Consider the following 23072-nt stretch of genomic DNA (forward strand, 5'->3'; position numbering starts at 1 on the left):
ACTGCATTGATAAGGTCATCTGCTATGAGTATTAAATCAGATCACTGGATTCGTCGCATGGCGGCATCGGTACAAATGATTACCCCTTTCGAAGCAGAGCAAGTCCGCTATGCTGGCGAAGAACGTGTTATTTCTTATGGCACTTCAAGTTATGGTTATGATGTTCGCTGTGCCGATGAATTTAAAATTTTCACTAATGTTCACTCTGCTACAGTGGATCCTAAAAACTTTGATCCCAATAGTTTTGTTGATGTGAAGGGGGATTATTGTATTATTCCACCCAATTCTTTTGCGCTTGCACGTACGGTTGAATACTTCCGTATTCCACGCAATATTTTAACCATTTGTCTTGGTAAATCGACTTATGCCCGCTGCGGTATTATTGTTAATGTCACTCCATTAGAACCAGAATGGGAAGGCCACGTCACTTTAGAGTTTTCTAACACCACAAATTTACCTGCAAAAATTTATGCGAATGAAGGCGTTGCTCAAATGCTATTTTTTGAATCAGATGAAGTCTGTTCAACTTCTTACAAAGACCGTGGTGGTAAATATATGAAACAAACCGGTGTTACTTTACCACGTACTTAAAAAAATAAGACGGAATTTACTTCCGTCTTCACATTTTTTATTCTAAGGGCCAATCATCAATCCCGACTGCATCTAGTGGCAAGCAAGTGGCTTGTCCTTGCCACAGGTTTCTGTAGTGCCTTTTTGCATCATAAAGCTCCGCTTGCTTACTGATATTAAAATGCCTGCCGCCTCTAGGATCTGCGCCGACACCAGCAATATATTGCCAATTGCCCCAATTGACAGCTACATCATAATCAAGTAAATGCTTTTCAAAATAAGCGGCACCATAACGCCAATCTATCCCTAAATCATAAATTAAATAACTCGCAACAAGTTGGCGTCCTCGATTTGACAAAAACCCTTGCGCATTGAGTTGATGCATACAAGCATTAATCAAATCATTTGGCGTATTCCCTGCACACCATTTTGCAAAACGCTGTGCATAAAAGCTACCACCTATCGTTTTCTTTTCCTTATGAATTCCTTGAGAATGAAAAAGCTTCCCCTGATATTTACGTGCATAGAGGTGAAAATACTCACGCCATAATAATTCAAAATAAATCCAATAAGTGGATTCATTCGCTTGATGTTGGCATTCAAAGGTTCGCAAAGCTTCTAGTATTTGTGCTGCAGAAATACAACCTTGCGCTAACCAAGGTGAAAAACAAGTACTTGTATTTTCCCCCATTAAAGCATTACGCGTTTGCTTATAGCTTAAAGCATGATCTTGATTAAAATAATTTTGCAAATGTATGAGTGCATTGGTTTCTCCTCCCTTAAAATTCAAGCTATCTGCTATTTTTAGGGTATTTTGATTAATTTTGACTGGTGATGGTGGCCAATATTTAGGAGCAGGCAAGGGCTTAGGAGGCATTAACTTTGTTTTTTCTAATTGGCGTCGAAAAGCACTAAATGTATCTGGCAAATCATCTAAAGAAAAAGGTAATGCTTCTAAAGACCATAAACTATGGGTGTGATAGAGGTGCCAGTTTAAATAAGGAAAAGCAGATTTTAAAAACCCCCATTGCTTTTGTTGGTTGAAATCTGCGTGCTCACTTAAATACACAGCCTGAATAGAATATTCATCAATTAAGGAGGGAAATACTTCCTTAGCAGGCTTTTCTAAAATCCACAAAGATTGGCCAAATTCTGCTAACCTTGTTTGCAAATCCACCAAGGCTTGCCAATAAAATGCTTGTGCTGCCGGTGCACGTGCCTGGCTGTGTATTGCTCCCCAACCTTGCGTCTGCGTATTAAGAAAGTGCACACAAAGCAGTTGTTCACTTTGTGCACATGCCTCAGCTAAAGCAGCTTGATTTTGTAAGCGCAAATCACGATCGAAGACAAGTAAAGCGGTTTTATATCGGCTCATAATATTTTCCTATACTGTGAAAAGCTCCCTTCACTTGGAAAAGTCTACCTACAAAAGATTCCTGGATTTGTTAGACATACTCTCCTGCTGCCCAAGCACTACTCCAAGCCCACTGAAAATTAAAACCACCCAAATGTCCAGAAACATCAACCACTTCACCAATAAAATATAAACCTTCCACCTGCTTCGCTTGCATACTTTTTGAAGAAAGCTCGTCTGTATCAATGCCCCCTAAGGTGACTTCCGCTGTACGATAGCCTTCGGTACCTGCAATATTAGGTACCCAAGCTTGAATAGTTTGTGCATAACTCTCAAGCTTTAGATTGCTTAGCTCACTTAATGTGACACTTGCAGGCCAATTTTGATAATCACACCAAGCTTTCGCTAATCTTTGTGGCCAATACTGTGCTAACCAAGTTTTTAATTCCCACTTTGGATGGGCTTGACGTGCTTCTTTTAAAGCTTTTAGCACATCAATATCCGGCATTAAATGAATAGACACTGGAACGCCTGCTTGCCAATAAGAAGAAATTTGTAGAATTGCCGGACCACTTAATCCTCTGTGAGTAAATAATAAAGCGCCTTGGAAACTTTTCTCAGCAGTATGCGCACGGATATTAATGCTTAGACCTGCCAAAGATGCACTAAAAGCTTTATCTTGTGGATGCAAGGTAAAAGGCACTAACGCTGCTCTTTGTGGCACTAAAGATAATCCAAATTCTTGTGCTATCTGATATCCCAAGGCACTGGCACCAAGTGCTGGCATCGAAAGGCCTCCTGTAGCAACGACTAAAGATTCGCAGAGATAATCACCTTGAGACGTGGTGACTTGAAAGCGGTAAGGTGATTGATTTTCTTTTGTTTTTATAACGGTATAAATTTCCGTTTCTAGAGAAAGCTGTGCACCTACTTCCTGAATTTCAGCTAATAACATATCAACAATAGCTTGTGCTTTGCGGTCAGAAAATAATTGCCCTGCTTCTTTTTCATGAAAAGGCAGACCATGTTTTTCCATTAAAGCAATAAAATCCCATTGGGTGTAACGGCTTAAAGCCGATTTGCAAAAATGTGGATTGTTAGAAAGGTAGGCTTCTGGTTCAATAAAATAATTAGTAAAGTTGCAGCGCCCACCACCAGAAATACGAATTTTATTCCCCGCACGTGATGCATGATCCAAAATAATCACTTGACGCTTACGCTGTCCAGCACTTATAGCACACATGAGTCCGGCAGCACCTGCCCCTAGAATTAATACTTGTGTAGTTTGCATCATTATTTCTTCTCGTCGATAAAAAACCCCGCAAAGATGCGGGGTTATTGAGTAGATGAATCGTTACAGAAAAAGTTATAACTGATCCATTAATTCTTCTGCAAAATCTGCATTTGTATACACATTTTGTACATCATCTAAATCTTCTAGCATATCAATAAGACGCATGACTTTTTGTGCCGTGTCTAAGTCTGTAATCTGTGTATGCGTATCTGGTAACTTAGTCACTTCTGCATTCATTGCCTGAAAGCCCGCTTGATCTAAGGCATCTTTCACTATGCCGAAATCTTGTGGACTCGTAAGCACATCTACAGAAGCATCATCATGAGTCAGAATATCTTCTGCACCCGCTTCTAATGCGGCTTCCATTAAAGCATCTTCATCAACCCCAGGTGCAAAGGAAATTTGTCCACGTTGATTAAATAAATAAGCGACTGAGCCTGAAGTTCCTAAATTACCACCACATTTACTAAACGCATGGCGTACCTCAGATACGGTACGATTACGGTTATCACTTAAGCATTCAACTAAGACAGCCACACCTGCTGGTGCATAACCTTCATACACAATTTCTTCCATGTTATCCGCTTCAGAGTTGCCCGCACCCCGATCAATAGCACGTTGAATTGTGTCTTTTGTCATGTTATTTGAGAGAGCTTTATCAATTGCAGCACGTAAACGTGGATTATCTTCTGGAATACCACCACCTTGTTTAGCCGCAACCGTTAATTCACGAATTAACTTAGTAAATACTTTGCCACGCTTGGCATCTTGTGCTGCTTTGCGATGTTTAATATTGGCCCATTTACTATGCCCCGCCATGGAGAAGCTCCTAAATGATATCGATAGATAAATTTCTTTATACAAGTAACTTTTTAGAAAAACTCAGGCGTATTTTTCTTAAAAGACCTGCACACATTAGTCAATAAAAGGACACCCTACGAGTGATGTCCTTTTTATAGATGAATTAACCTTCTACTTGCGCTTTAGCACGTAAGCGAATATGCAAATCTTTTAGTTGCTGGTTATTCACTTCACCAGGTGCATCAGTCAATACACAAGCTGCACTTTGCGTTTTCGGGAAAGCAATCACTTCACGAATAGAACGTGCGCCTGTCATCAGCATGACCAAACGATCCAAACCAAAGGCCAAACCACCGTGCGGCGGCGCGCCTAGTTTCAGCGCATCTAACAAGAAACCAAATTTTTCTTGTTGCTCTTGTGCATCAATGCCCAGTATGCGAAAGACAGCCGCTTGCATTTGTTGGTCATGAATACGAATAGAACCACCACCAAGCTCCACACCATTGAGCACCATATCATAAGCACGCGAAAGGGCTTGGGCTGGTTCGGCTTCCAAAGCTTGTGCAGAACAAGAAGGCGCGGTGAAAGGATGATGTAAGGCAGATAAACGGCCATCTTTATCTTCCTCAAACATAGGGAAATCAACTACCCATAAAGGTGCCCAGTCGCAGGTATACAGATTCAAATCTTCACCTAGTTTGCAACGTAGCGCTCCCAGTGCTTCATTCACAATTTTGGCTTGATCAGCACCAAAGAAAATAATATCGCCATCTTGTGCATCAAGACGTTCAAGTAAAGGCTCAATGACCGCTTCCATAAACTTAACAATAGGCGATTGTAAGCCTTCCAAGCCTTTAGCACGCTCATTGACTTTGATCCAAGCCAAACCTTTGGCACCATAGATGCCCACAAATTTGGTGTAATCATCAATTTGCTTACGTGATAAATGGGCACCCTGTGGCACTTTCAACGCAGCAACCCGGCCTTTAGGATCTTTTGCCGGACCAGAGAAGACTTTGAAATCTACTTGCGCCATCAGATCATCAACATCCACCAATTCAAGTGGAATACGTAAATCTGGTTTGTCTGAACCAAAACGCGACATCGCTTGTGCATAAGGTAAACGTGGGAATTGACCTAAATCCACCCCTTTAAGTGCTTGGAAAAGCTCACGCGCCATGCCTTCTGCAATTCCCATAATATCTTCCTCATCAACAAAGGAAGCTTCTAGGTCAATTTGGGTAAATTCAGGCTGGCGGTCGGCGCGTAGATCTTCATCACGGAAACATTTTGCGATTTGATAATAACGGTCAAAACCTGCCACCATAAGCAGCTGCTTAAATAATTGTGGCGATTGTGGCAAAGCGAAAAAGCATCCTTCATGAGTACGGCTAGGCACCAAGTAATCACGCGCACCCTCGGGTGTGGCGCGTGTCAAAATTGGGGTTTCTATATCAAGGAAGCCTTGCTCTTCTAGATAATTACGAATCTTATGAGTCACTTTCGAACGGAAACGCAACTTTTCTTGCATTTCTGGACGGCGCAAATCAACAAAACGATATTTAAGGCGGACATCCTCACCGACATTTGCAAATTCGTCGAGTTGGAAAGGGGGTGTTTCTGAAGTATTGAGCAGGGTCACTTGCTTGCCTAATAACTCCACCTTACCTGTGGGCATATTGGCATTTTCTGTTCCTTCAGGGCGCAAACGTACACGCCCTTGCACTTGTAGTACGTATTCGCTACGACATTGATCTGCCGTTGCAAAAGCTTCTGGGGTATCAGGATCAACCACCACTTGAATGATCCCGTTACGATCGCGTAGGTCGAGAAAAATCACCCCTCCGTGATCGCGGCGACGGTGGACCCAACCACATACGCTAACTTGTTGATCTAGATGAGTTTCGTTCAAATCGCCGCAATACAGACTGCGCATAATGTTTTCCCGTTACCTTTTAACTATATCAATTAAACACCTGAATGTAGGCGCTATTATACAAAGCAAAAGGGGCAACCGCTAAGGGTGCCCCTATGATTTCTTGTTTCTCATCAAGGGTTCGCTGCTGGACAACTTGCACAGGCTTCTTTTTTTGTCGCTGCGCTTGCCGTATCTCCGCTTAGATTTTTCTTATGCCCATTTGATTTAAAATCCGTCTCATACCAACCTTGGCCACTTAAGCGAAATCCTGCTGCCGACACTTGTTTGACTAAAACACCTTCCGTTGCACACGCTGGACAATCGGTTAAAGGTGCGTCACTCATTTTTTGCAAAGCCTCTAAATGATGACCACATTGGGTACATTGATACTCATAAATTGGCATCTAGGGTTTTCTCCACACAATCTATCCAGAAAAGCATCACAGGCTATTGAGATCACCAAGGATCCAGCTGGGGATATAGGGGCAATCAGAATGAATATCAAGCATCTTGATTAATGACCTGTGTCATAAAGATGATTGGAATAGCAGACAACGCAATTACGTCCACTTGATTTTGCCTGATACATGGCCTTATCAGCACAGGCGACCAGCACATCAACCGAGGTCATAGGGTGCTGTTGCTGAGGCTCCCAAGTGGCAATACCAATAGAAGCGGTTACTTTAAGCGGTTGCTGATTTTCCAAAGTACAGCCAATTTGTGCCAAGCGTGTATCTTGCTGTGCAAACGCCGTTTGTAGCCTTTGTGCTAATTTACCTGCATCGTCAGCATAACTACCTGGCATGATCACTAAAAATTCCTCACCACCATAGCGGCCCGCGTAATCCGTTTTACGCACCATCGACAGTAAGATTTGCCCAGTGATTTTTAAGACTTCATCACCGGTTTGATGACCAAAGGTGTCATTAATTTTCTTAAAATGATCCAAATCAATAAACATCAAGGTCAGCGGCGTTTGCGTCGCTTTTGCCTGCTGGTAAGCGTGTTCAAGTAATTGGCTAATATGACCACGATTATATACTTGCGTTAAAGGATCACGCTGCAATTGCTGATGTAATTCCGCATGATGGCTACGCAATTGCTGTAACTCTTGCTGATAATGTGCCATTTGTTGCATCAAACGCAAATTGCGTTCTACTAATAAATCTTTGGCACTTTGTACCAGTTCCAACATATCAATCGGGTCTTCTAAGTTCACCCCGAAAATTTGCGCCGCCTCTGGCAAGTGTTGATGAACATTTTCAATCACAGCTTGCATCGCTTCTGCATCTAAATCTAGGCTTTCCGCTGCGACCTGTAATACCTCGCTCATCGCTTCTAGCGGATCCTCTCGTACCCATAAATCAGCAAGCGCACCTGAAAGGTAAATATACTTAGCTTCTAAGCTATCTCCTGGGGCGTGACTTTGTCCAATCCAATCTACGTAACAGGTAGGCAACTTCCACGCAGCAACCAACCAAGCGCCTATATGTGCATGATCACAGTGATAGGTTTGCATTTCCGCCGCGACCAATTGCATGTGGGTTTGTGCTTGTTGCACCTCTTGCACATAGGTTTGAGGATCGATCTCGTGCAAGGCCAAAATGCCTATATCTTGCATCAAAGCAGCTAAAAATAGTTGATCTGCTTGCGCATGCCCTTTGGCCAGCACACGCACAGCCATCGCGCTTAACACACTACGTTTCCAGAATTTTTTGAGGTCTAAAGCGCTGGATTGCATTTGGTGCAAAGTATTGGCAAATGCAAAGCTTAGTGTGAGCACAACCGTCATATCCAAACCTAATAAGTTTAAGGCTTGGGTTAGATTGTCACAGGGACGCTGGCGGCTATAATAGGCAGAATTTGCTGTGGAAAGTACCTTTGCCGCCAGTGCTGGATCCTTACTTAAAATAGGTATCAAATCACCTATCCCTGCCTCAGGATCGCGTGCAACTTGCATCACTTGCAAAGCGATATTTGGCAAGGTGGGTAAGGTACGGCACTGGTTTAGATTTTTTTGTAGTGATTCAGGTATCAAAGCCGTTAATCCTATTTTCAAGGTCCCATATCCAAGGCTGACAATCCAGCTTGACCATCCCTAAAGGGCATCAGGCAAACGCTCACGTAACCAAGCATGTAATGCTGGCACACTATGCACGATATGATCTGCTTGCCACTGATGCGGTAAATCTTGCGGTCCCAAGTAGCCATAAGCGGCTACCAAGGTACGCATCCCTGCACGACGTCCGGCTTCTATATCGCGCTGGTGGTCGCCAACATAGACACAATATTGAGGCTCAATAGCCAACTGACGACATGCAAACCACAAGGGTGCTGGGTCTGGTTTGCGCGCGTCTATATCCTCAGGACAGACAGTCACTGCACTTTTGATATTCAAAGCATGTAATAAACGCTCAGTAAAGTAACGTGGTTTATTAGTGACAATACCCCAACTGATTTGGGCCTCTTCTAATGCCTGCAATAAAGTTTCCATACCCGCAAAGTAGCTTGCTTCTTGTGCGACACACTGTGCGTACGTATCTAAAAGACGCTGACGCAAAGCCGCATGGGTAGCTGCTTCTACGGGGACGCCATACCCGAGTTCAATCAAGGCACTTGCACCATTAGAAACTTGCGCACGGACTTGATCATAGGGTAGAGGCGGCAAACCATCGGCTTGCCGCATTTGGTTGAGTGCTTGGTGCAAATCTGCCGCTGTATCTAATAAAGTCCCATCTAAATCAAAGAGTACGGCTTGTAGAGGTAACTCAGTTAGCGGCCTTACAGGCTGGTTCACAACAAAAATCCTTTACTCACAGAGCATTTTTATAATGGATAACGAAAACACTTTAGTATTTTGCTAGGATGCAGGGCGTCGACAAGCAACCAAATAGTTCACATCTAGATCCCTTGGTTGCAACTTATATTTGCGTGTGATGGGATTATAGGTCATCCCTGTCATCTGCATTAACTCAAGATCAGCTTGTCGCGCCCACTGGCCTAATTCTGCAGGACGAATAAATTTTGCATAATCATGCGTCCCTTTAGGCAGGAGTTTTAATACATACTCTGCACCTAAAATAGCAAATAAATATGCTTTAGGGGTACGGTTAATTGTAGAAAAAAAGACATAGCCCCCAGGTTTTACCAAAGCAGCGCAGGCCGCAATCACAGAGGCCGGATCTGGTACATGCTCTAGCATTTCTAAGCAAGTCACTACATCATAGGCCTGTTGGGGATCGTGTAAAAATTCTGCCTGTTTCTCTGCCAGCAAAGCCTCCGCACTTAAGTGCCGATACTCAACCTCTACTCCAGATTCCAACTGGTGCAAGCGCGCGACCTGTAAAGGGGCTTCCCCCATATCAATGCCTGTCACCTGGGCGCCTCTATGTGCCATAGCTTCTGCTAAAATCCCCCCGCCACAACCCACATCCAGCACACACTTACCTGCCAGTGCCACTTGACGATCAATATAATTCACCCGCAAAGGATTAATGTCATGTAAGGGTTTAAACTCGCCTTCTTTATCCCACCAACGACTGGCTAAGGCTTCAAATTTTGCAATTTCTGCGGGGTCTACATTTTGTGTTGACATCATTGACTCCAAAGTTCGTCCAACTATCTAAGGCGTATGATGGCCTGTATTGGCAATTTTCATTGCCCAACGGCGTGCATCTTCTTTTAAGCTGCGCTCATCAAGTGTCAGGAGCTCACCTTCGTCCACATGAAGTTTACCGGCAACCCACACATGAGATACTTTATCCGCCATCCGGGTATACACGAGATGGGAAATCGGTTGATACAAGGGCAGAGAATCTAGATCTTGTAAACGCACTGCACAAATATCTGCCTGTTTATCGAATTCTAAAGAGCCTAAACGTGCCCCTTCCCCTACAATATGCGCCGCATCGATAGTAACCATTTTCAACGCTTCATAGGCAGGTAAAGCACTGGCATCGCCTGCGACACCTTTCGCTAACAAAGCCGCCGTTTGCATCTCAGACCACAAATCCAAGTCATTGTTACTTGCTGCACCGTCTGTACCCAAACCGGTTAAAATACCTGCTTGACGCACTTGTTGCAGCGGACAAAATCCACTAGCTAATTTTAAATTGGATTGTGGGCAATGAATTAAACTCACTTGGTGCTGCTGCAATAAAGCTAAATCTTGTGCATCAATTTGCGTCATATGTACCGCTTGAAACTGGGCAGACAAAGCCCCTAAACGTGCTAAACGCGCGAGCGGACGTTGCTGATGTAACTCGAGTGATTGCTGCACTTCAAAATCAGTTTCGTGAACATGCATCTGCATATTCACCCCAGTTTGTTTTTGTAATGCGAGTGTATCACACAAAAGGCCATCGCCGACGCTATAAGGCGCGTGTGGCCCTAACGCAGGACGAACCCAAGGATTTTTCTGCCAGTGTTGAATAAAATCCGCCGATTTACGCAAATATTCTGCCGGCGTTTGGGCCCAGTTGGTCGGAAAATCTAATAAGGGACAAGTCGCTTGCATACGTATTTCCACATCATTGGCGACCTGTGCACTCACTTCAGGGAAAAAGTACATATCACTAAAATACGTGGTCCCTGTACGCAACATTTCTGCAATAGCAACTTGCGTTCCTACACGGACAAAATCTTCATTAACATAATGTTTTTCTGCCGGCCAAATATGCTCGTTTAACCAAGTCATCAAGGGCAAATCATCCGCCAGCCCACGAAATAGACTCATTGCCGCATGACCATGTAAGTTAATCAGTCCAGGCAACAATAAATGGTCATCAAGTTGATATACTTGTGCGGCAAGATAGCTTCCCTTAGCTTCCTCTGTAGGCAAAATATCTAAAATACGCTGCCCATGAATCACTAAGGAATGCTGCTTATATAGATGTGGCTGACCTTGAACATCAGTACACATAGGCAAAATCCAACGTGCATGAATCAAGGTATCCACTTCTTGAGGCGCGGTATTGGGGCTTGCATAACAGGCTGAATTGGCCGATGAGGTGCTCATAATCTTGATCCTAATTCAATAAAAGCGGTTCGAAGGCTCAGCTTTTGCGGCAGATAAATACCTATCTAGGTTATAATATTTTACAGGTAAACGAATACAGGTTTTCGTTTTAGTGAGTTTTTTTCCTGTTCAACGTCCAGATTTAGGATCGGCTATGACAGCGCATGACCTTGATACCTTCCAAGCCATTGAGTGGACTGGTGAAAGTTTACGACTTTTAGACCAAAGGTATCTCCCGCAAAAAGAAGTTTATCTAGAATATACAGACGCTCAAGGTCTGGTAGATGCCATCCGCAATATGGTGGTGCGTGGTGCACCTGCCATTGGCATTACTGCAGCTTATGGCGTGGTGTTAGCTGCTCGTCAGCGTTACGCTGAAGATATTGAGCGCTGGCCTTTGTTGTTAGAGCAAGATTTACAAGCGCTCGCTGAATCTCGTCCTACGGCCGTCAATCTCTTTTGGGCGCTTGATAATATGCGCCGTGCACTGGCGCAAACCCAATTTGGCCAGCATCCGGATACTTTCTTGTTACCAGAAGCCCAACGGATTCACGAAACGGATTTACAAGCGAACAAAGCGATGGGAGATTTAGGGGCCAATCTTATCAGTAAACATCAAGAAAACGGCCGTTGTGTGATGACACACTGTAATACTGGCGCTTTAGCGACCGGTGGTTATGGTACGGCTTTAGGTGTGATACGTTCCGCTTGGAAACGTGGCCTAATTGATCGTGTTTATGCCAATGAAACACGCCCTTGGTGGCAAGGGGCACGCCTCACCGCATGGGAATTGATGCGTGAGCGCATTCCTGTCAGCTTAAATGTGGATAGTGCTGTTAGCCATATTTTAAAAACCCAGCCGATCAGTTGGATCCTTGTTGGTGCGGATCGGATTACCGCTAATGGTGATGTGGCCAATAAAATTGGCACTTATAATCTTGCCGTACAGGCATTACATCATGAAGTCGGTTTTATGGTCGTCGCTCCGACTAGCACCATAGATTTTAACTTAAACTCAGGTGAAGATATTCCCATTGAGGAACGCAGTGGAGAGGAGCTCACTTCTGTATTAGGTCAACCTATCGCCCCTGAAGGTGTTGAGGCTTATAACCCTGTATTTGATGTCACCCCAGCAGAACTAGTTGATGTGATTGTGACAGAAAAGGGCATTGTGCGTCGTCCCAATAAGGAAAAAATGGCGCGCTTAATGTCTAAGCAAGGTTTGCATTAAGTCTCTTTTTGCTGATACCAGGTAGCCCATGCTTGACGCGCGCTACCTGCTTGAGGTTTCTTTGGCATAGGCTGAGTGTTTGGTGAGTTTAGGGGGCGGGTTTGTTTGCTTTCCCGTGCTAATAATAAACTGCCTTGTTGATGATAAGCGTCACACAAGGCAATGGCTAACGCATCCGCTGCATCGACTCGAGGCACTTGTTCCAACTTCAGCAAACGCGTGACCATCTGCTGCACCTGTTTTTTATCCGCACTGCCTTGCCCAACCACATGGTACTTCACTTCGCGTGCTCCATAAGCGGTTAAAGCGAGCCCATGCCGGGCGACACAAACCAAGGCCGCACCACGTGCTTGTCCTAATTTGATTGCAGAGTCTGGATTTTTTGCCAAAAAAACATCTTCTATTGCAACCTGGTCTGGACGATAACGTGCAATCACCTCTTCTAGACCCGCATAAATTTGCCCTAAACGATCGACTAATTCTCCTTGCGTTCGTATCACACCACAAGCAATATAACGCGCCTGAGGATGTTGCCATCCAATCAACCCATAACCTGTGATACGCGAACCTGGATCAATGCCTAATAAAATTTTTTCGACGTTTTTTTGCACTCCAATACCTTTTTAATTTAGCTAAAACTACATTAGATTTAAAAAAAATCTAAATAACAAACATCTTAAAATGAATAAGTTAGGTTGTCATACTTGATAAAAAAATTAACCCTTAAAGCATGAATTTGCTATAGTCTCAAGTTTTGTAGTCCCTTATTCGCTGCGCTGGGCTTAATTTACCATCTGGCCAATAATTATAATCAGGGAAGCTTTTCGTCTTATGTCTAAGCTGCAAAACAAAACCCTTTTCTCTATGAGTTCTGTCATGTTTCTGCTGATGTTTGTCATCTCATTGGCAGGATTGGCCTCTTTCCGTGACTTCTCTATTCGTGCGGCCACAGAACATACACGTACTACGGCAGAAATGATACGTGTTGCTCTGACCGAATCCATGCTCAATGGTACCATGGACACACGACATTCTTTACTAGAACGTATCGCAGGTGTTGAAGGATTAGATGAAGCTCGCGTCGTACGCGGTGATGCAGTAAAAGAGCAATTCGGCGAAGGCATTGCGATGGAAACCCAAGCCGATCGCCTTGATTATCAAGTTATGATCACAGGGGAAGCCCTTTATACCCTTGTTGGCGGTTACTTAAATCCAAGATTTCGCGCCACCATCCCTTATATTGCCAGTAGCAAAGGCGATGTGAACTGTTTGAACTGCCACCAGGTGAAAGAAGGCACTGTGTTAGGTGTAGTCACGCTCAGTGCTTCCATTGCCCATATGCGCACCGCAGGCATTATTACTGTTATTGTGCTTGTTTCTGTCGTGGCCCTTTTTAGTATCATTTCCCTGTTATATCTACGCCGAATTTTGCAACCTTTAGCCCTCACAGCTCAAGAAGTCGAACACGCAGTCAAACTGGCCAATTCTGGTGATTTTAGTGTCCGTATCCAACCGCATACCAATGATGAGATTGGCGCGATTGCGAAACACTTTAATACCCTCTCCACAGGGATCACCAACAAGCTCACTGAAATTCGCCATAATGTGGCTTGTCTGGTACAAACTCAGCCTTTAGAAACCACGGATTTACTCACAGATACTGCAAATACCGTGTCTGGTTTGGTAAAAGTTTCCCAGTTTAAACAAGCTATTGAAGAAGACGAAACCAGCGAAGAAGTTTTCCAACGGATCAGCGAAGTCCTACAAGCCGAATTCCAGTTTAATACCTTTTCCATTTATGAAATCGACAGCAATCGTAAGCAAATTCGCAGTGTGTGTGTCGATGGCATTGCGCAAGCACCCATCCAGTGGTGTAGCCCAGATATTGGTGATAAATGCACCGCTTGCCGTGTTGTGCGCACAGGTCATTATATTGATGGGCGTGAGAACACCTTGATTTGTCGCTCTTTTTCACATGATGCACAAAGCCAAGGTTATAAATATTTATGCTTGCCTGTCATTCAATCAGGTGGTGTTGGCAGTGTGATTCAAATTGTGCTTAAGCCAGAAGAGGAAGCGAGCGCGGAACGTGCGCGTCCTTTGGTAGAATCTTACCTGCGTGAGGCAGCACCTGTGCTACAAGCTAAACGCCTGATGGCTAGCTTGCGCGAATCCACCCTCAACGATGCTATGACAGGTCTGCGCAACCGACGTTTTCTTGAAGAATACGCAGAGACTTTAGTCAATCAGTGTAAACGCCGACGCACCGCCATGACTTTGATGATGTTGGATTTGGATTACTTCAAAACCGTCAATGACACCTATGGACATGATATTGGTGATGCCATTTTGATTGATCTTGCAGCGATTTTTATGGCCAATGTCCGTGAGTCCGATTTAGTGATTCGTTATGGTGGTGAAGAATTCCTGATTATTTTGTTGGATACAGATGCAGAAGCAGGTGTTTCCGTGGCTGATAAAATCCGTGCTGCGGTGGAAAATCACCAATTCAAAGCAGGGAGTACGTTACTTACCAAAACCATTTCTATTGGCTTGGCAGATTACCCCAATGATGGGCAAGCTTTCTGGCAGGCCTTAAAATTTGCTGATGTTTCTTTATATGCCGCGAAAGAAAATGGCCGTAATCAGGTCGTGCGCTTTTCACAAGAACTTTGGGTTTCCAAAGAAAAATACTAACGCCAATGGCCAATAGGTCTGCACCCCAAAAATGCGTACACTAGGGCCTTTCAGCGATTCCACTAAACACCTACGAGGTTATCATGAGCCAAACTTATATCACCCCAGATTTATGCGATGCTTATCCTGAACTGGTACGTGTTTTAGATCCTATGTTCTCGAACTTCGGCGGACGTGAGTCTTTTGGTGGCCAAGTGGTCACTATCAAATGCTTCGAAGATAACTCTTTAGTCAAGGCCGAAGTAGAAAAGCCTGGCGAAGGTAAGGTCATGGTCGTGGATGCAGGTGGTTCCTTACGTTGCGCCATGCTGGGCGATATGCTCGCAGAAAAAGCCGTACAAAATGGCTGGGAAGGGGTCATTATGTATGGCTGTATCCGTGATGTGGATGTCATCAATGAGCTAGATCTTGGCGTGCAAGCCTTAGCAACCCATCCTAAAAAATCAGAGAAACGGGGTGTGGGCGAATATCAAGTACCTGTAACCTTTGGTGGTGTTACCTTCCATCCAGGCGAATATGTCTATGCGGACAATAACGGGGTTTTGGTTTCTGCACAGCCTTTGAGTATGCCAGAATAATCCATTTTTTATTTTACGGGGGCGCCATGCCTCCGTTTCTTTCCTTCTTTCGTACCTTAAAGATGCCCCATCTTACACAAAACCAAGGCTTATCCAAGCAAGAGTTATCTTCAGCTCATGCTTGCCGTCCACAATGTGCTGCCTGTTGTATTGCCCCTTCCATTAGCGCCGCCACTCCTAAACATCCACAAGGCAAAGCTGCCGGTGTACGCTGTGGCCATCTTACCCAACACTTACTTTGTGAACTCTTTGATTCACCGTTACGACCGGCCACTTGCAAGAAATTTCATTTTGATATTGAAGTTTGCCAACAAGATGCTGCCTCTGCTTTAAAAGTCCTAGAGACGTGGGAAATCTTAACCAAGCCATCTTCCGCTAATCTCTAGTGAGAAAGTGAAACAAAGAGGCGGTTGGTAGCACCGCCTCTGGTGTTTTTATCCACCACGCCGGATAGAACGTACAATATTGATCAAAGCACGCTCGTGATAGGCCTCATCTTCAGGGGCAGCAAAATACAGCATGACACAAAAAGTCTTACCATCAGGACTAAAAATCGCAATGGAAGCATTAATCCAGCCACCTTCAACGTAACGGCCTTCCCCTTCAATGTAATACAAGGGAATCCCATTGACCTCGATTTGATCTTCATTGTTAATTTGGAAATTTTCTACCAAACCATCAATGACTTCTTCAACAGCATCTGCGACTGAATCATGCCAACGGCGCAAGGCCCAGAAGCCTAAATATAGGCTTTGATCTGGTGGTCCTGCATGCAGAACATCGTTTTCAATTTCAACATGCCAAGCATTGGGAATATCAAGAGAAAACAAGGGGCGGCGAGTATCTGGGTAGGAATAGGTACGTGCTTGTACTTGTGTACTCCAGCTGAGTAATAAGCACACAAATAAACAGGTAAACAGGCTTACAGCAGGCCGAATAGGCATAAGCATACCCTCAGTATTTATTATTTGCCTCCTTGCGTAGATTGAGCATCCTGAGGAAAACTTGCCTTTTTTCGGCACAAATAGCAAGCTATTAGCGTGCGTTCACGTAAGATTTTGCACGCCTTTTTGGTTGTTGGCTAGGAACACTCATCAGCATACCATCATCAAGGCGCAAGGCCGTAAGACGATTCCCCCAAACACATCCAGTATCTAGCGCCAGAATTTTTTCTGAGTGGGTGACTCCACCTAACGCGGCCCAATGACCAAAGATCAAACGTGTGCTTTCACTAATCAAACAAGGATATTGAAACCAAGGGTAAAACCCTGGTGGTGCAGACTCTAAACCTTCTTTACTGTGAAATTCCAAAGTTCCATCGGGTTGGCAAAAACGCATTCGCGTAAAATAATTCACAATGACACGCCAACGTTGCCAATCTTCTAACCACTCATCCCAACATTGGTTCTCATTGCCGTACATACGCTCTAAAAAAGCCGTCATCTTAGGGCCACGTAACACAGTTTCTACTTCAGCCGCTAAACGCTGGGCCTGTTTTAATGACCAATGCGGCGAAACGCCTGCATGTACCATGGCATAATTCAATTCTGCATCATAATGCATCAGGGGTTGCTGGCGTAACCACTCCAATAAAGCTGCACTATTCGGCGATTCTAAAACAGCATCAAGCGTATCACCACGCTTTGGTTTGCGTACTCCAGAAGCTACCGCCAACAAGTGTAAATCATGGTTACCTAATACAGGGCGGACCTGTTCTCGCATCGAATATAAAAGCTCTAAAGTCAGCAAGGATTTAGGGCCACGATTGACCAAATCGCCAGCAACCCAGAGCTGGTCTTGTGTCGTATCAAAACGGCAAGCCTCTAACAGGTGGCATAACTCGTCATAACACCCTTGTAAGTCACCAATAGCGTAAGTTGCCATATTGTCTACATCCTGAATTTAGTTATGCAAATCCACTTGGGCACGCGCGTTGGCAATCGCAACAAATTCTGCAAGACTCAGGGTTTCCGGACGTCGTCCCGCATCAATCCCCACTTCTTGCAATAGCTCCAACGCCATGACGCCTTTTAGATTATTACGTAGCGTTTTACGCCTTTGTGCAAAGGCCGCACGTACGGTATCTGCCAGCAGATCTTCCGAAATTGCCTTCAGCGGCAGCTCTGCATAGGGCGTTAAACGCACAATGGCAGAATCGACTTTAGGCTGAGGATGAAAAGCATGTGGGGGCACTAAAAATAAGGGCTGTACATGACAATAATATTGCGTCATCACACTTAAACGTCCCCAGTCACGGGTATTGGGTTGCGCACCCAGACGCTCTACCACTTCTTTTTGCAGCATAAAGTGCATATCTTGTACATAAGGTGCTTGCTGCAATAGATGAAAAATCAAGGGTGTGGAGATGTTATAAGGTAAGTTACCTACAACTCTTAGTTGCTTGCCCCCTTGCTTTTCTTCTTCACTCAATAGGGTCTCGAATGCAAAATTCAGCGCGTCTGCTGCATGCACTTGGAAATTTTCATGCTGGAAAAATTTGACTCTTAATCCAGGAATCAAATCTCTATCCAATTCCAAAGCATCCAAGCGTGGCGCATACTGCAAAATTTCTTGGGTGAGCGCACCCATCCCAGGGCCAATTTCTACGAGGTGTTCATTTTTATTTGGAGCAATTGCCTTCACAATATTGTGAATGACCCCAGCATCTTGGAGAAAATTTTGTCCAAAACGTTTACGTGCTTGATGCACTTTCATAAAAAATTCGCTTATAAAAAATCAATCAAAAAATCAGAGGACGCATCACTCGTGCCGCTTGCAATGCCGTCCATAAACTACCGGTATGTGCTTGTCCACGGCCAGCTAATTCTAACGCCGTACCATGATCGACCGAAGTTCTCACAATGGGCAAGCCCAAGGTGATATTGGCCGCTTGTCCAAACCCTTGGTGCTTCAACACGGGCAAGCCTTGATCATGATACATGGCTAATACTGCATCCGCACCGTGTAGGACTTTTTCAGTAAACAAGGTATCTGCTGGTAAAGGCCCGACAATATTTTTCCCTTGGTCACGATAAGTTTGTAAGACAGGCTCGATAATTTGGATTTCTTCATCACCCAAATGCCCGCCCTCGCCAGCGTGTGGATTCAGACCACAAACCAGAATCTTTGGCTGAGCAATCCCCCACTGTTGCTGCAAGCTGGTGTATAAAATCTCTAGTACCTGCTGTAACTTCTCTTGGGTAATCGCATCAGCGACCGCACGCAAGGGCAGGTGTGTGGTGACCAAAGCCACTCTTAGGCGCGCTGTGGCTAACATCATCACCACTTGGCGACTGCCTGTATACATCTGTAAAAATTCAGTGTGACCGCTAAAATCTACCCCAGCATCATTAATAACCCCTTTATGTACTGGTGCGGTCACCATGCCGGCAAAACGCTTTTCCATACAGCCTTGCGCCGCCAGCGTGAGCATATCTAAGACATAAGTGGCATTGGCAGGGTTAAGTTCTCCCGGCATTACGGGGGCTTGGATCGGCAAGGACCATACAGGCAAATACCCAGAAGATAACGGCGGCAAATTTTCTAAGGCTTGCCAAGTATTGACCCAATAGGGTTTCAGACCAATACCTAACTGACGTGCGCGGGCTTGTAATACATCGGCATTTGCCAATACGAGCACACGGGTATGATCCCACTGCGTTTGCTCTGTGGATTCGAGCTGCTGATATTCTTGCATCCATTGCAAGGCCAAATCCGGACCAATACCCGCAGGCTCACCTGTGGTTAACGCCAAAATTGCTGGCTGACTCATGCTCGTCTACCTCCAAATTATAAACGCACTTCCACATAGGTACGGCTGCGAATTTCACGGAGCCATTCGTCCACTTCTTCTTCAAATTCGCGCTTATAAAGCGCTTGGCGTGCTTCTTGTTGCGCGAGCTCTTCGGTCATATCCGCTTTGCGACGCTCTAAAACTTCTAACAAGTGCCAACCAAAGCGAGTACGCACTAAAAAGCTCACCTCCCCCGCCTTCAAGGTATCCATCGCCTGTTCAAACGGGGGCACCAACTGACCAGGATTAACCCATCCCAAATCCCCACCGGCTTGTTTGCTACCCGTATCTTCAGAATATTCACGTGCCAACACGGCAAAATCTTCACCAGCAAGCACACGTTCCCGTAACTTCAGCAACAAGGCACGACTAGCGGCCTCATCACGTAAGGCATTAGGTTTTAACAGAATATGACGTACATGGGTTTGTTGGACCCAATGTTTTGCTTGGTTTTTACCTTCCTGATTGACCAGCTTCACAAGGTGAAAGCCACTGGGGCTGCGAATCGGTGCGGATACTTCACCCACTTGTAAACTCGGCACCAGCTCGGCAAATAACGTGGGCAGCTCCGCTTGTGTACGCCATCCCAAATCACCGCCACTCAATGCATATTCCCCAGAAGAATGGGCCACCGCCAAGGTGTCAAAATCTGCACCTTCTTGCGCTTGTAAACGTAAAGCTTGTGCCTTTTGCTTACCTGCTTGCACTTGCTCACTAGTTGGCTGCTCTGGCAACATGACTAAAATATGGGCTAATTGATATTTAACTTGTGTCCCTTGGTCTTGCTGGCTAGCCTGCAAATATTGTGTCACCGCTTGCTCACTGATATTGACACGCTCCCCCACTTGACGTTGACGTACTTGGGCAATCAGCATTTCTGCACGAATCTGTTCACGAAATTGACCGTAGGGAATCCCTTGCGCTTGTAACGCATCACGAAACGCCAGCAAATCCATGCCATTTTGTTGCGCAATACGCCCTAGCGCTGCATTAAGGGTTTGTTCATCAATACTGATATTGAGTTTTTCAGCCTCTTGCAGCTGGATAGTATCCACCACAAGTCGCTCTAAGACTTGGCGTTCTAGTACGGATTGCGGCGGTGCTTGGATGCCTTTTTGTTGTAACTGCTGGTAGATACGCGCCAAGCGTACATCAAGTTCTGAACGCATCACGGCCTCTTCACCCACAATGGCAACGAGGTGATCGAGTGGCTGCACTTCCGCCTGTACTTTGCTCCAAGGGTGCGTCATCAAAACACCTGCCAAACACGCGGCTAAAAGATGACGCTTTTGAGGAATCAACATCTTGTTATTGCTCCTGATCTCGGTAGCCTGCAATGGCTCCTTGTAAAAATCCGCCCGTGTCTTGTCCTACACCACCTAGGCCTTTGAGAACAAAACGTACAAAAATTCCTTTATCTTGATGATAATCATAAGGATCTGAAGTTTGGGTATCATCCACTTGCCAACTACGATACAAGACTTGCGTCTTCCAACAGCAGGCATCATATTCAAAACCAAGGAGACGCTCTAAAGGTTCTTGGCCTTCTAAATCGTGGCGCCAACCTCCAAACCAACCCCAATGTAAATTAGCTTTATAGTAGATAGAGAAATCCACTTGTTCTTCTAAACGTGTATCTGCTGTATTAGCATCACTTAAGCGATAGGCGAGGTTGAGTAAATGCCCTTTCGAAGAACGCCAGCCAATTCGAGTCGTCGCACGCTCAGTGACTTGTTCACGCTCATCCCATAAAACTTCATGACTTAAACGCCACCCAGAACTTGGGCGCCAAGCTAACATACCTGCTAAGCCAGAACGGCTCCTTTTATCACTATCTTGTAAAGCATTGGCCTGTTCTAACTCTGGATCGGTCGCAGCTTGCACACGTCTATCGGCAAAATGCAGTACTTGGGCAATCCCAAGACGTGCTACTTCACGCCCGCTCGTTTCATCCAAAAATCGACTCGAGGTGCCTAAGGTTAATCTATGTTCATCACCAATACGGTCTTGGCCAGTAAAGCGATTGACACTATAGAGCTGACTAAAATCAAAAGCTTTTTCTTCAGTATCAAACAGGGGCAATTGCGTTTGATCTCGATAAGGTACATACGCATAGAAAGCACGTGGTTCTAACGTTTGTCGATAATCTCGACCCCACAAATGGGTAGAACGCTCAAATAATAAACCCGCATCCAGCGTATACATAGGCACAGCACGTTGGGGTTGTGTATCCAAACTTTGTGGGGCATTTTGAATCCAATACTGGGTCATATCCAAGCTAATTTGCGGGTGAATATAACCCCAACTATAGCGCAAAGGCAGCCCGACACTAGGACGCACTTGCAAACGGGTGGCTCTGGTATCTGTACCCCAATGTACGCGGCCTTGTGCATCTAGATAGCCTGTATCGGCAAGGTCTTCTTGCTCACGCCAAAAATAAACAAGTTCACTATGTAATTGATATTCCCAAGCACCCCAAAAACCTTCCGTACTTGCGCGAATTTGCGGCAAGCGATAATAAGGCTTATCTTGGGTTTGCAAATCCGCTTCTAAGACTTGGTAACCTTGGATGCGCGCTTGTACCCGCCAATCTTGCCCCCAATAACTGAGCTCGGCCAAACGCGGTAGTTCACTCACGGAGCTGGACGCAAGATCATCACCAAAATCATCAAAAAAGCCAACATCACTGGCCTCGCGATATTCCAAATGGTAGCGCCACCGCGATCCTAGCCCTCCGGTGTGCATGACGCCTAACAACCAGCGCTCTTTTTGTTGGTATTCTGGATCTTGATTTAAGTGTTGATATTCTAGTTGAGACACCACAGGTACACTATCCGGCTGATTAGACCATAAATAGCGCATTTCCCCGCCGATTAACCAACCACGTCCTTCCATAAAACGTGGCATTAAAGTGGCATCATAATGGGGTGCCAAATTAAGATAAATGGGCTGGAGAACATCCAAACGTCCATTGGTATAACCAAGGCGGGGTGCTAACAAACCTGTGTGACGACGGTCATCCAGCGGGAAACTCATATAAGGCAGGTAGAAGGCAGGCGTACCGGCTAACTCTAAGCGCACATGTTTAGCGCTACCTCGCCCTTGTACTGGATCAAGGCGAATATCTTCCCCCGCTAACGCCCAAGAGGTATTGTAAGGGCTACAGCTGGTAAAATATCCATCCTGTAAACGAATTTCGCCTGTATTGAAACGCTGTATTTTTCTGGCTTGTCCGCGCAAGTGTTGCTGATGCAGCACAAATTCCGCTTCATTTAATCCTGCTTCGCCTTCAGCCAAGCTATAGCCAGAATGTGCACGTAATGCCAGCTGAGATTGCCTCAGTTCGACAGGTACCGGCAAATCGATACGCGCTTGATTTAAATCGAGCTCGGCACTTTCTGTCTGCAAAGACCAAGCACCATAATATACACGCACATCCCCTTGTATCCGCGCCTGACCTGCCAAAGCGTAAGATACTTGATCGGCTTCAATCAGCACGCTCTGCTCTGTGTCCAGCCCCTTGGCATCCATTGGCTTGGCTTGATAATAACCGCCACATAAACGGACTTGATCACTGGGGTTAAGGCGGGCTTGTAACTCAGGAGAAAGGGGTTGCCAATCTAAAGGCGTATCCGTCGCAGTATCGGGAAGTGCGTTCGCATACCCCCCTGTAGGCCACAAACCTACACTGCAACATAGAAGTAAGCAGTGCTTTACTTGCATAATGGTTAGATTCCTGCACAAAAGTCGGGAGCACACGTTATTCTTGTTGCGCTAAGGTGGTCACTGAGTGAAGGCCTAATCTTACCTTGTCCGTGA

The 23072-nt window shown here is 45.1% G+C and carries 21 protein-coding genes; 5 read left to right on the top strand and 16 right to left on the bottom strand.

All coding sequences use genetic code 11. The annotated features are described in order from the left end of the window. The first annotated feature begins 24 nt into the window (after positions 1-24). Complete coding sequence (gene dcd / locus BMX05_RS08930; RefSeq protein ID WP_093310465.1) at positions 25-591, top strand: dCTP deaminase; 567 nt, start codon at positions 25-27, stop codon at positions 589-591. 37 nt (positions 592-628) lie between these two features. On the opposite strand, the gene BMX05_RS08935 is transcribed toward dcd, so the two are convergent. The 9 genes from BMX05_RS08935 to BMX05_RS08975 form a co-directional block, all read right to left on the bottom strand. Further along, on the bottom strand, positions 629-1945 hold the full coding sequence (locus BMX05_RS08935; protein WP_093310469.1) for a DASH family cryptochrome: 1317 nt from the start codon (positions 1943-1945) through the stop codon (positions 629-631). Between the two features lie 70 nt (positions 1946-2015). After that, on the bottom strand, positions 2016-3218 hold the full coding sequence (locus tag BMX05_RS08940) for a BaiN/RdsA family NAD(P)/FAD-dependent oxidoreductase (protein ID WP_317622225.1): 1203 nt from the start codon (positions 3216-3218) through the stop codon (positions 2016-2018). 72 nt (positions 3219-3290) lie between these two features. Continuing rightward, a complete protein-coding gene (locus BMX05_RS08945) occupies positions 3291-4037 on the bottom strand; it encodes a YebC/PmpR family DNA-binding transcriptional regulator (protein ID WP_093310476.1) in 747 nt (248 codons plus the stop codon). Between the two features lie 145 nt (positions 4038-4182). Beyond that, entirely contained in the window at positions 4183-5955 is a 1773-nt protein-coding gene (aspS, locus tag BMX05_RS08950; protein WP_093310479.1) for an aspartate--tRNA ligase, read from the bottom strand. A 113-nt stretch (positions 5956-6068) separates the two neighbouring features. Next, a complete protein-coding gene (locus BMX05_RS08955; protein WP_093310483.1) occupies positions 6069-6341 on the bottom strand; it encodes an FmdB family zinc ribbon protein in 273 nt (90 codons plus the stop codon). 110 nt (positions 6342-6451) lie between these two features. Further along, entirely contained in the window at positions 6452-7975 is a 1524-nt protein-coding gene (locus tag BMX05_RS08960) for a sensor domain-containing diguanylate cyclase (RefSeq protein ID WP_093310488.1), read from the bottom strand. Between the two features lie 60 nt (positions 7976-8035). Continuing rightward, a complete protein-coding gene (locus BMX05_RS08965) occupies positions 8036-8734 on the bottom strand; it encodes an HAD family hydrolase (RefSeq protein WP_093310491.1) in 699 nt (232 codons plus the stop codon). A gap of 63 nt (positions 8735-8797) precedes the next feature. After that, positions 8798-9532, bottom strand: coding sequence for a bifunctional 2-polyprenyl-6-hydroxyphenol methylase/3-demethylubiquinol 3-O-methyltransferase UbiG (ubiG, locus tag BMX05_RS08970; RefSeq protein WP_093310493.1), 735 nt, complete (start codon positions 9530-9532; stop codon positions 8798-8800). 27 nt (positions 9533-9559) lie between these two features. Continuing rightward, positions 9560-10954 carry a TRZ/ATZ family hydrolase gene (locus BMX05_RS08975; RefSeq protein ID WP_093310496.1) on the bottom strand — a complete coding sequence of 465 codons (1395 nt, stop codon included), beginning with the start codon at positions 10952-10954 and terminating at the stop codon, positions 9560-9562. Between the two features lie 154 nt (positions 10955-11108). Between BMX05_RS08975 and mtnA the strand changes: the two genes are divergently transcribed. Then, positions 11109-12185 carry an S-methyl-5-thioribose-1-phosphate isomerase gene (gene mtnA / locus BMX05_RS08980; RefSeq protein ID WP_093310498.1) on the top strand — a complete coding sequence of 359 codons (1077 nt, stop codon included), beginning with the start codon at positions 11109-11111 and terminating at the stop codon, positions 12183-12185. Here the strand turns inward: mtnA and ruvC are convergent. Continuing rightward, complete coding sequence (gene ruvC / locus BMX05_RS08985) at positions 12182-12796, bottom strand: crossover junction endodeoxyribonuclease RuvC (protein ID WP_395855245.1); 615 nt, start codon at positions 12794-12796, stop codon at positions 12182-12184. The genes mtnA and ruvC overlap by 4 nt on opposite strands. Before the next feature lie 220 nt (positions 12797-13016). Between ruvC and BMX05_RS08990 the strand changes: the two genes are divergently transcribed. The 3 genes from BMX05_RS08990 (at position 13017) to BMX05_RS09000 (ending at position 15846) form a co-directional block, all read left to right on the top strand. Beyond that, positions 13017-14882: a diguanylate cyclase gene (locus tag BMX05_RS08990; RefSeq protein WP_093310504.1), complete on the top strand. Its 1866-nt coding sequence runs from the start codon at positions 13017-13019 to the stop codon at positions 14880-14882. Between the two features lie 83 nt (positions 14883-14965). Next, positions 14966-15460 carry a ribonuclease E activity regulator RraA gene (gene rraA, locus BMX05_RS08995; RefSeq protein ID WP_093310508.1) on the top strand — a complete coding sequence of 165 codons (495 nt, stop codon included), beginning with the start codon at positions 14966-14968 and terminating at the stop codon, positions 15458-15460. Positions 15461-15486: 26 nt separating this feature from the next. Continuing rightward, positions 15487-15846: a YkgJ family cysteine cluster protein gene (locus BMX05_RS09000; protein ID WP_317622226.1), complete on the top strand. Its 360-nt coding sequence runs from the start codon at positions 15487-15489 to the stop codon at positions 15844-15846. 48 nt (positions 15847-15894) lie between these two features. Here the strand turns inward: BMX05_RS09000 and BMX05_RS09005 are convergent, their stop codons facing one another. From BMX05_RS09005 to BMX05_RS09030, 6 genes are all read right to left on the bottom strand, one after another. Next, complete coding sequence (locus BMX05_RS09005) at positions 15895-16404, bottom strand: hypothetical protein (protein WP_093310510.1); 510 nt, start codon at positions 16402-16404, stop codon at positions 15895-15897. A 91-nt stretch (positions 16405-16495) separates the two neighbouring features. Further along, positions 16496-17344: a symmetrical bis(5'-nucleosyl)-tetraphosphatase gene (locus BMX05_RS09010; protein WP_093310513.1), complete on the bottom strand. Its 849-nt coding sequence runs from the start codon at positions 17342-17344 to the stop codon at positions 16496-16498. An 18-nt stretch (positions 17345-17362) separates the two neighbouring features. Next, positions 17363-18175, bottom strand: coding sequence for a 16S rRNA (adenine(1518)-N(6)/adenine(1519)-N(6))-dimethyltransferase RsmA (gene rsmA / locus BMX05_RS09015; protein WP_093310516.1), 813 nt, complete (start codon positions 18173-18175; stop codon positions 17363-17365). 25 nt (positions 18176-18200) lie between these two features. Further along, positions 18201-19232: a 4-hydroxythreonine-4-phosphate dehydrogenase PdxA gene (gene pdxA, locus BMX05_RS09020; RefSeq protein ID WP_093310520.1), complete on the bottom strand. Its 1032-nt coding sequence runs from the start codon at positions 19230-19232 to the stop codon at positions 18201-18203. A 17-nt stretch (positions 19233-19249) separates the two neighbouring features. Continuing rightward, on the bottom strand, positions 19250-20557 hold the full coding sequence (locus BMX05_RS09025) for a peptidylprolyl isomerase (protein WP_093310523.1): 1308 nt from the start codon (positions 20555-20557) through the stop codon (positions 19250-19252). A 4-nt stretch (positions 20558-20561) separates the two neighbouring features. Then, a complete protein-coding gene (locus tag BMX05_RS09030; RefSeq protein ID WP_093310526.1) occupies positions 20562-22976 on the bottom strand; it encodes an LPS-assembly protein LptD in 2415 nt (804 codons plus the stop codon). Positions 22977-23072: the final 96 nt, after the last annotated feature.

Source organism: Allopseudospirillum japonicum, assembly GCF_900108915.1.
Classification (GTDB): Bacteria; Pseudomonadota; Gammaproteobacteria; order Pseudomonadales; family Halomonadaceae; genus Pseudospirillum; species Pseudospirillum japonicum.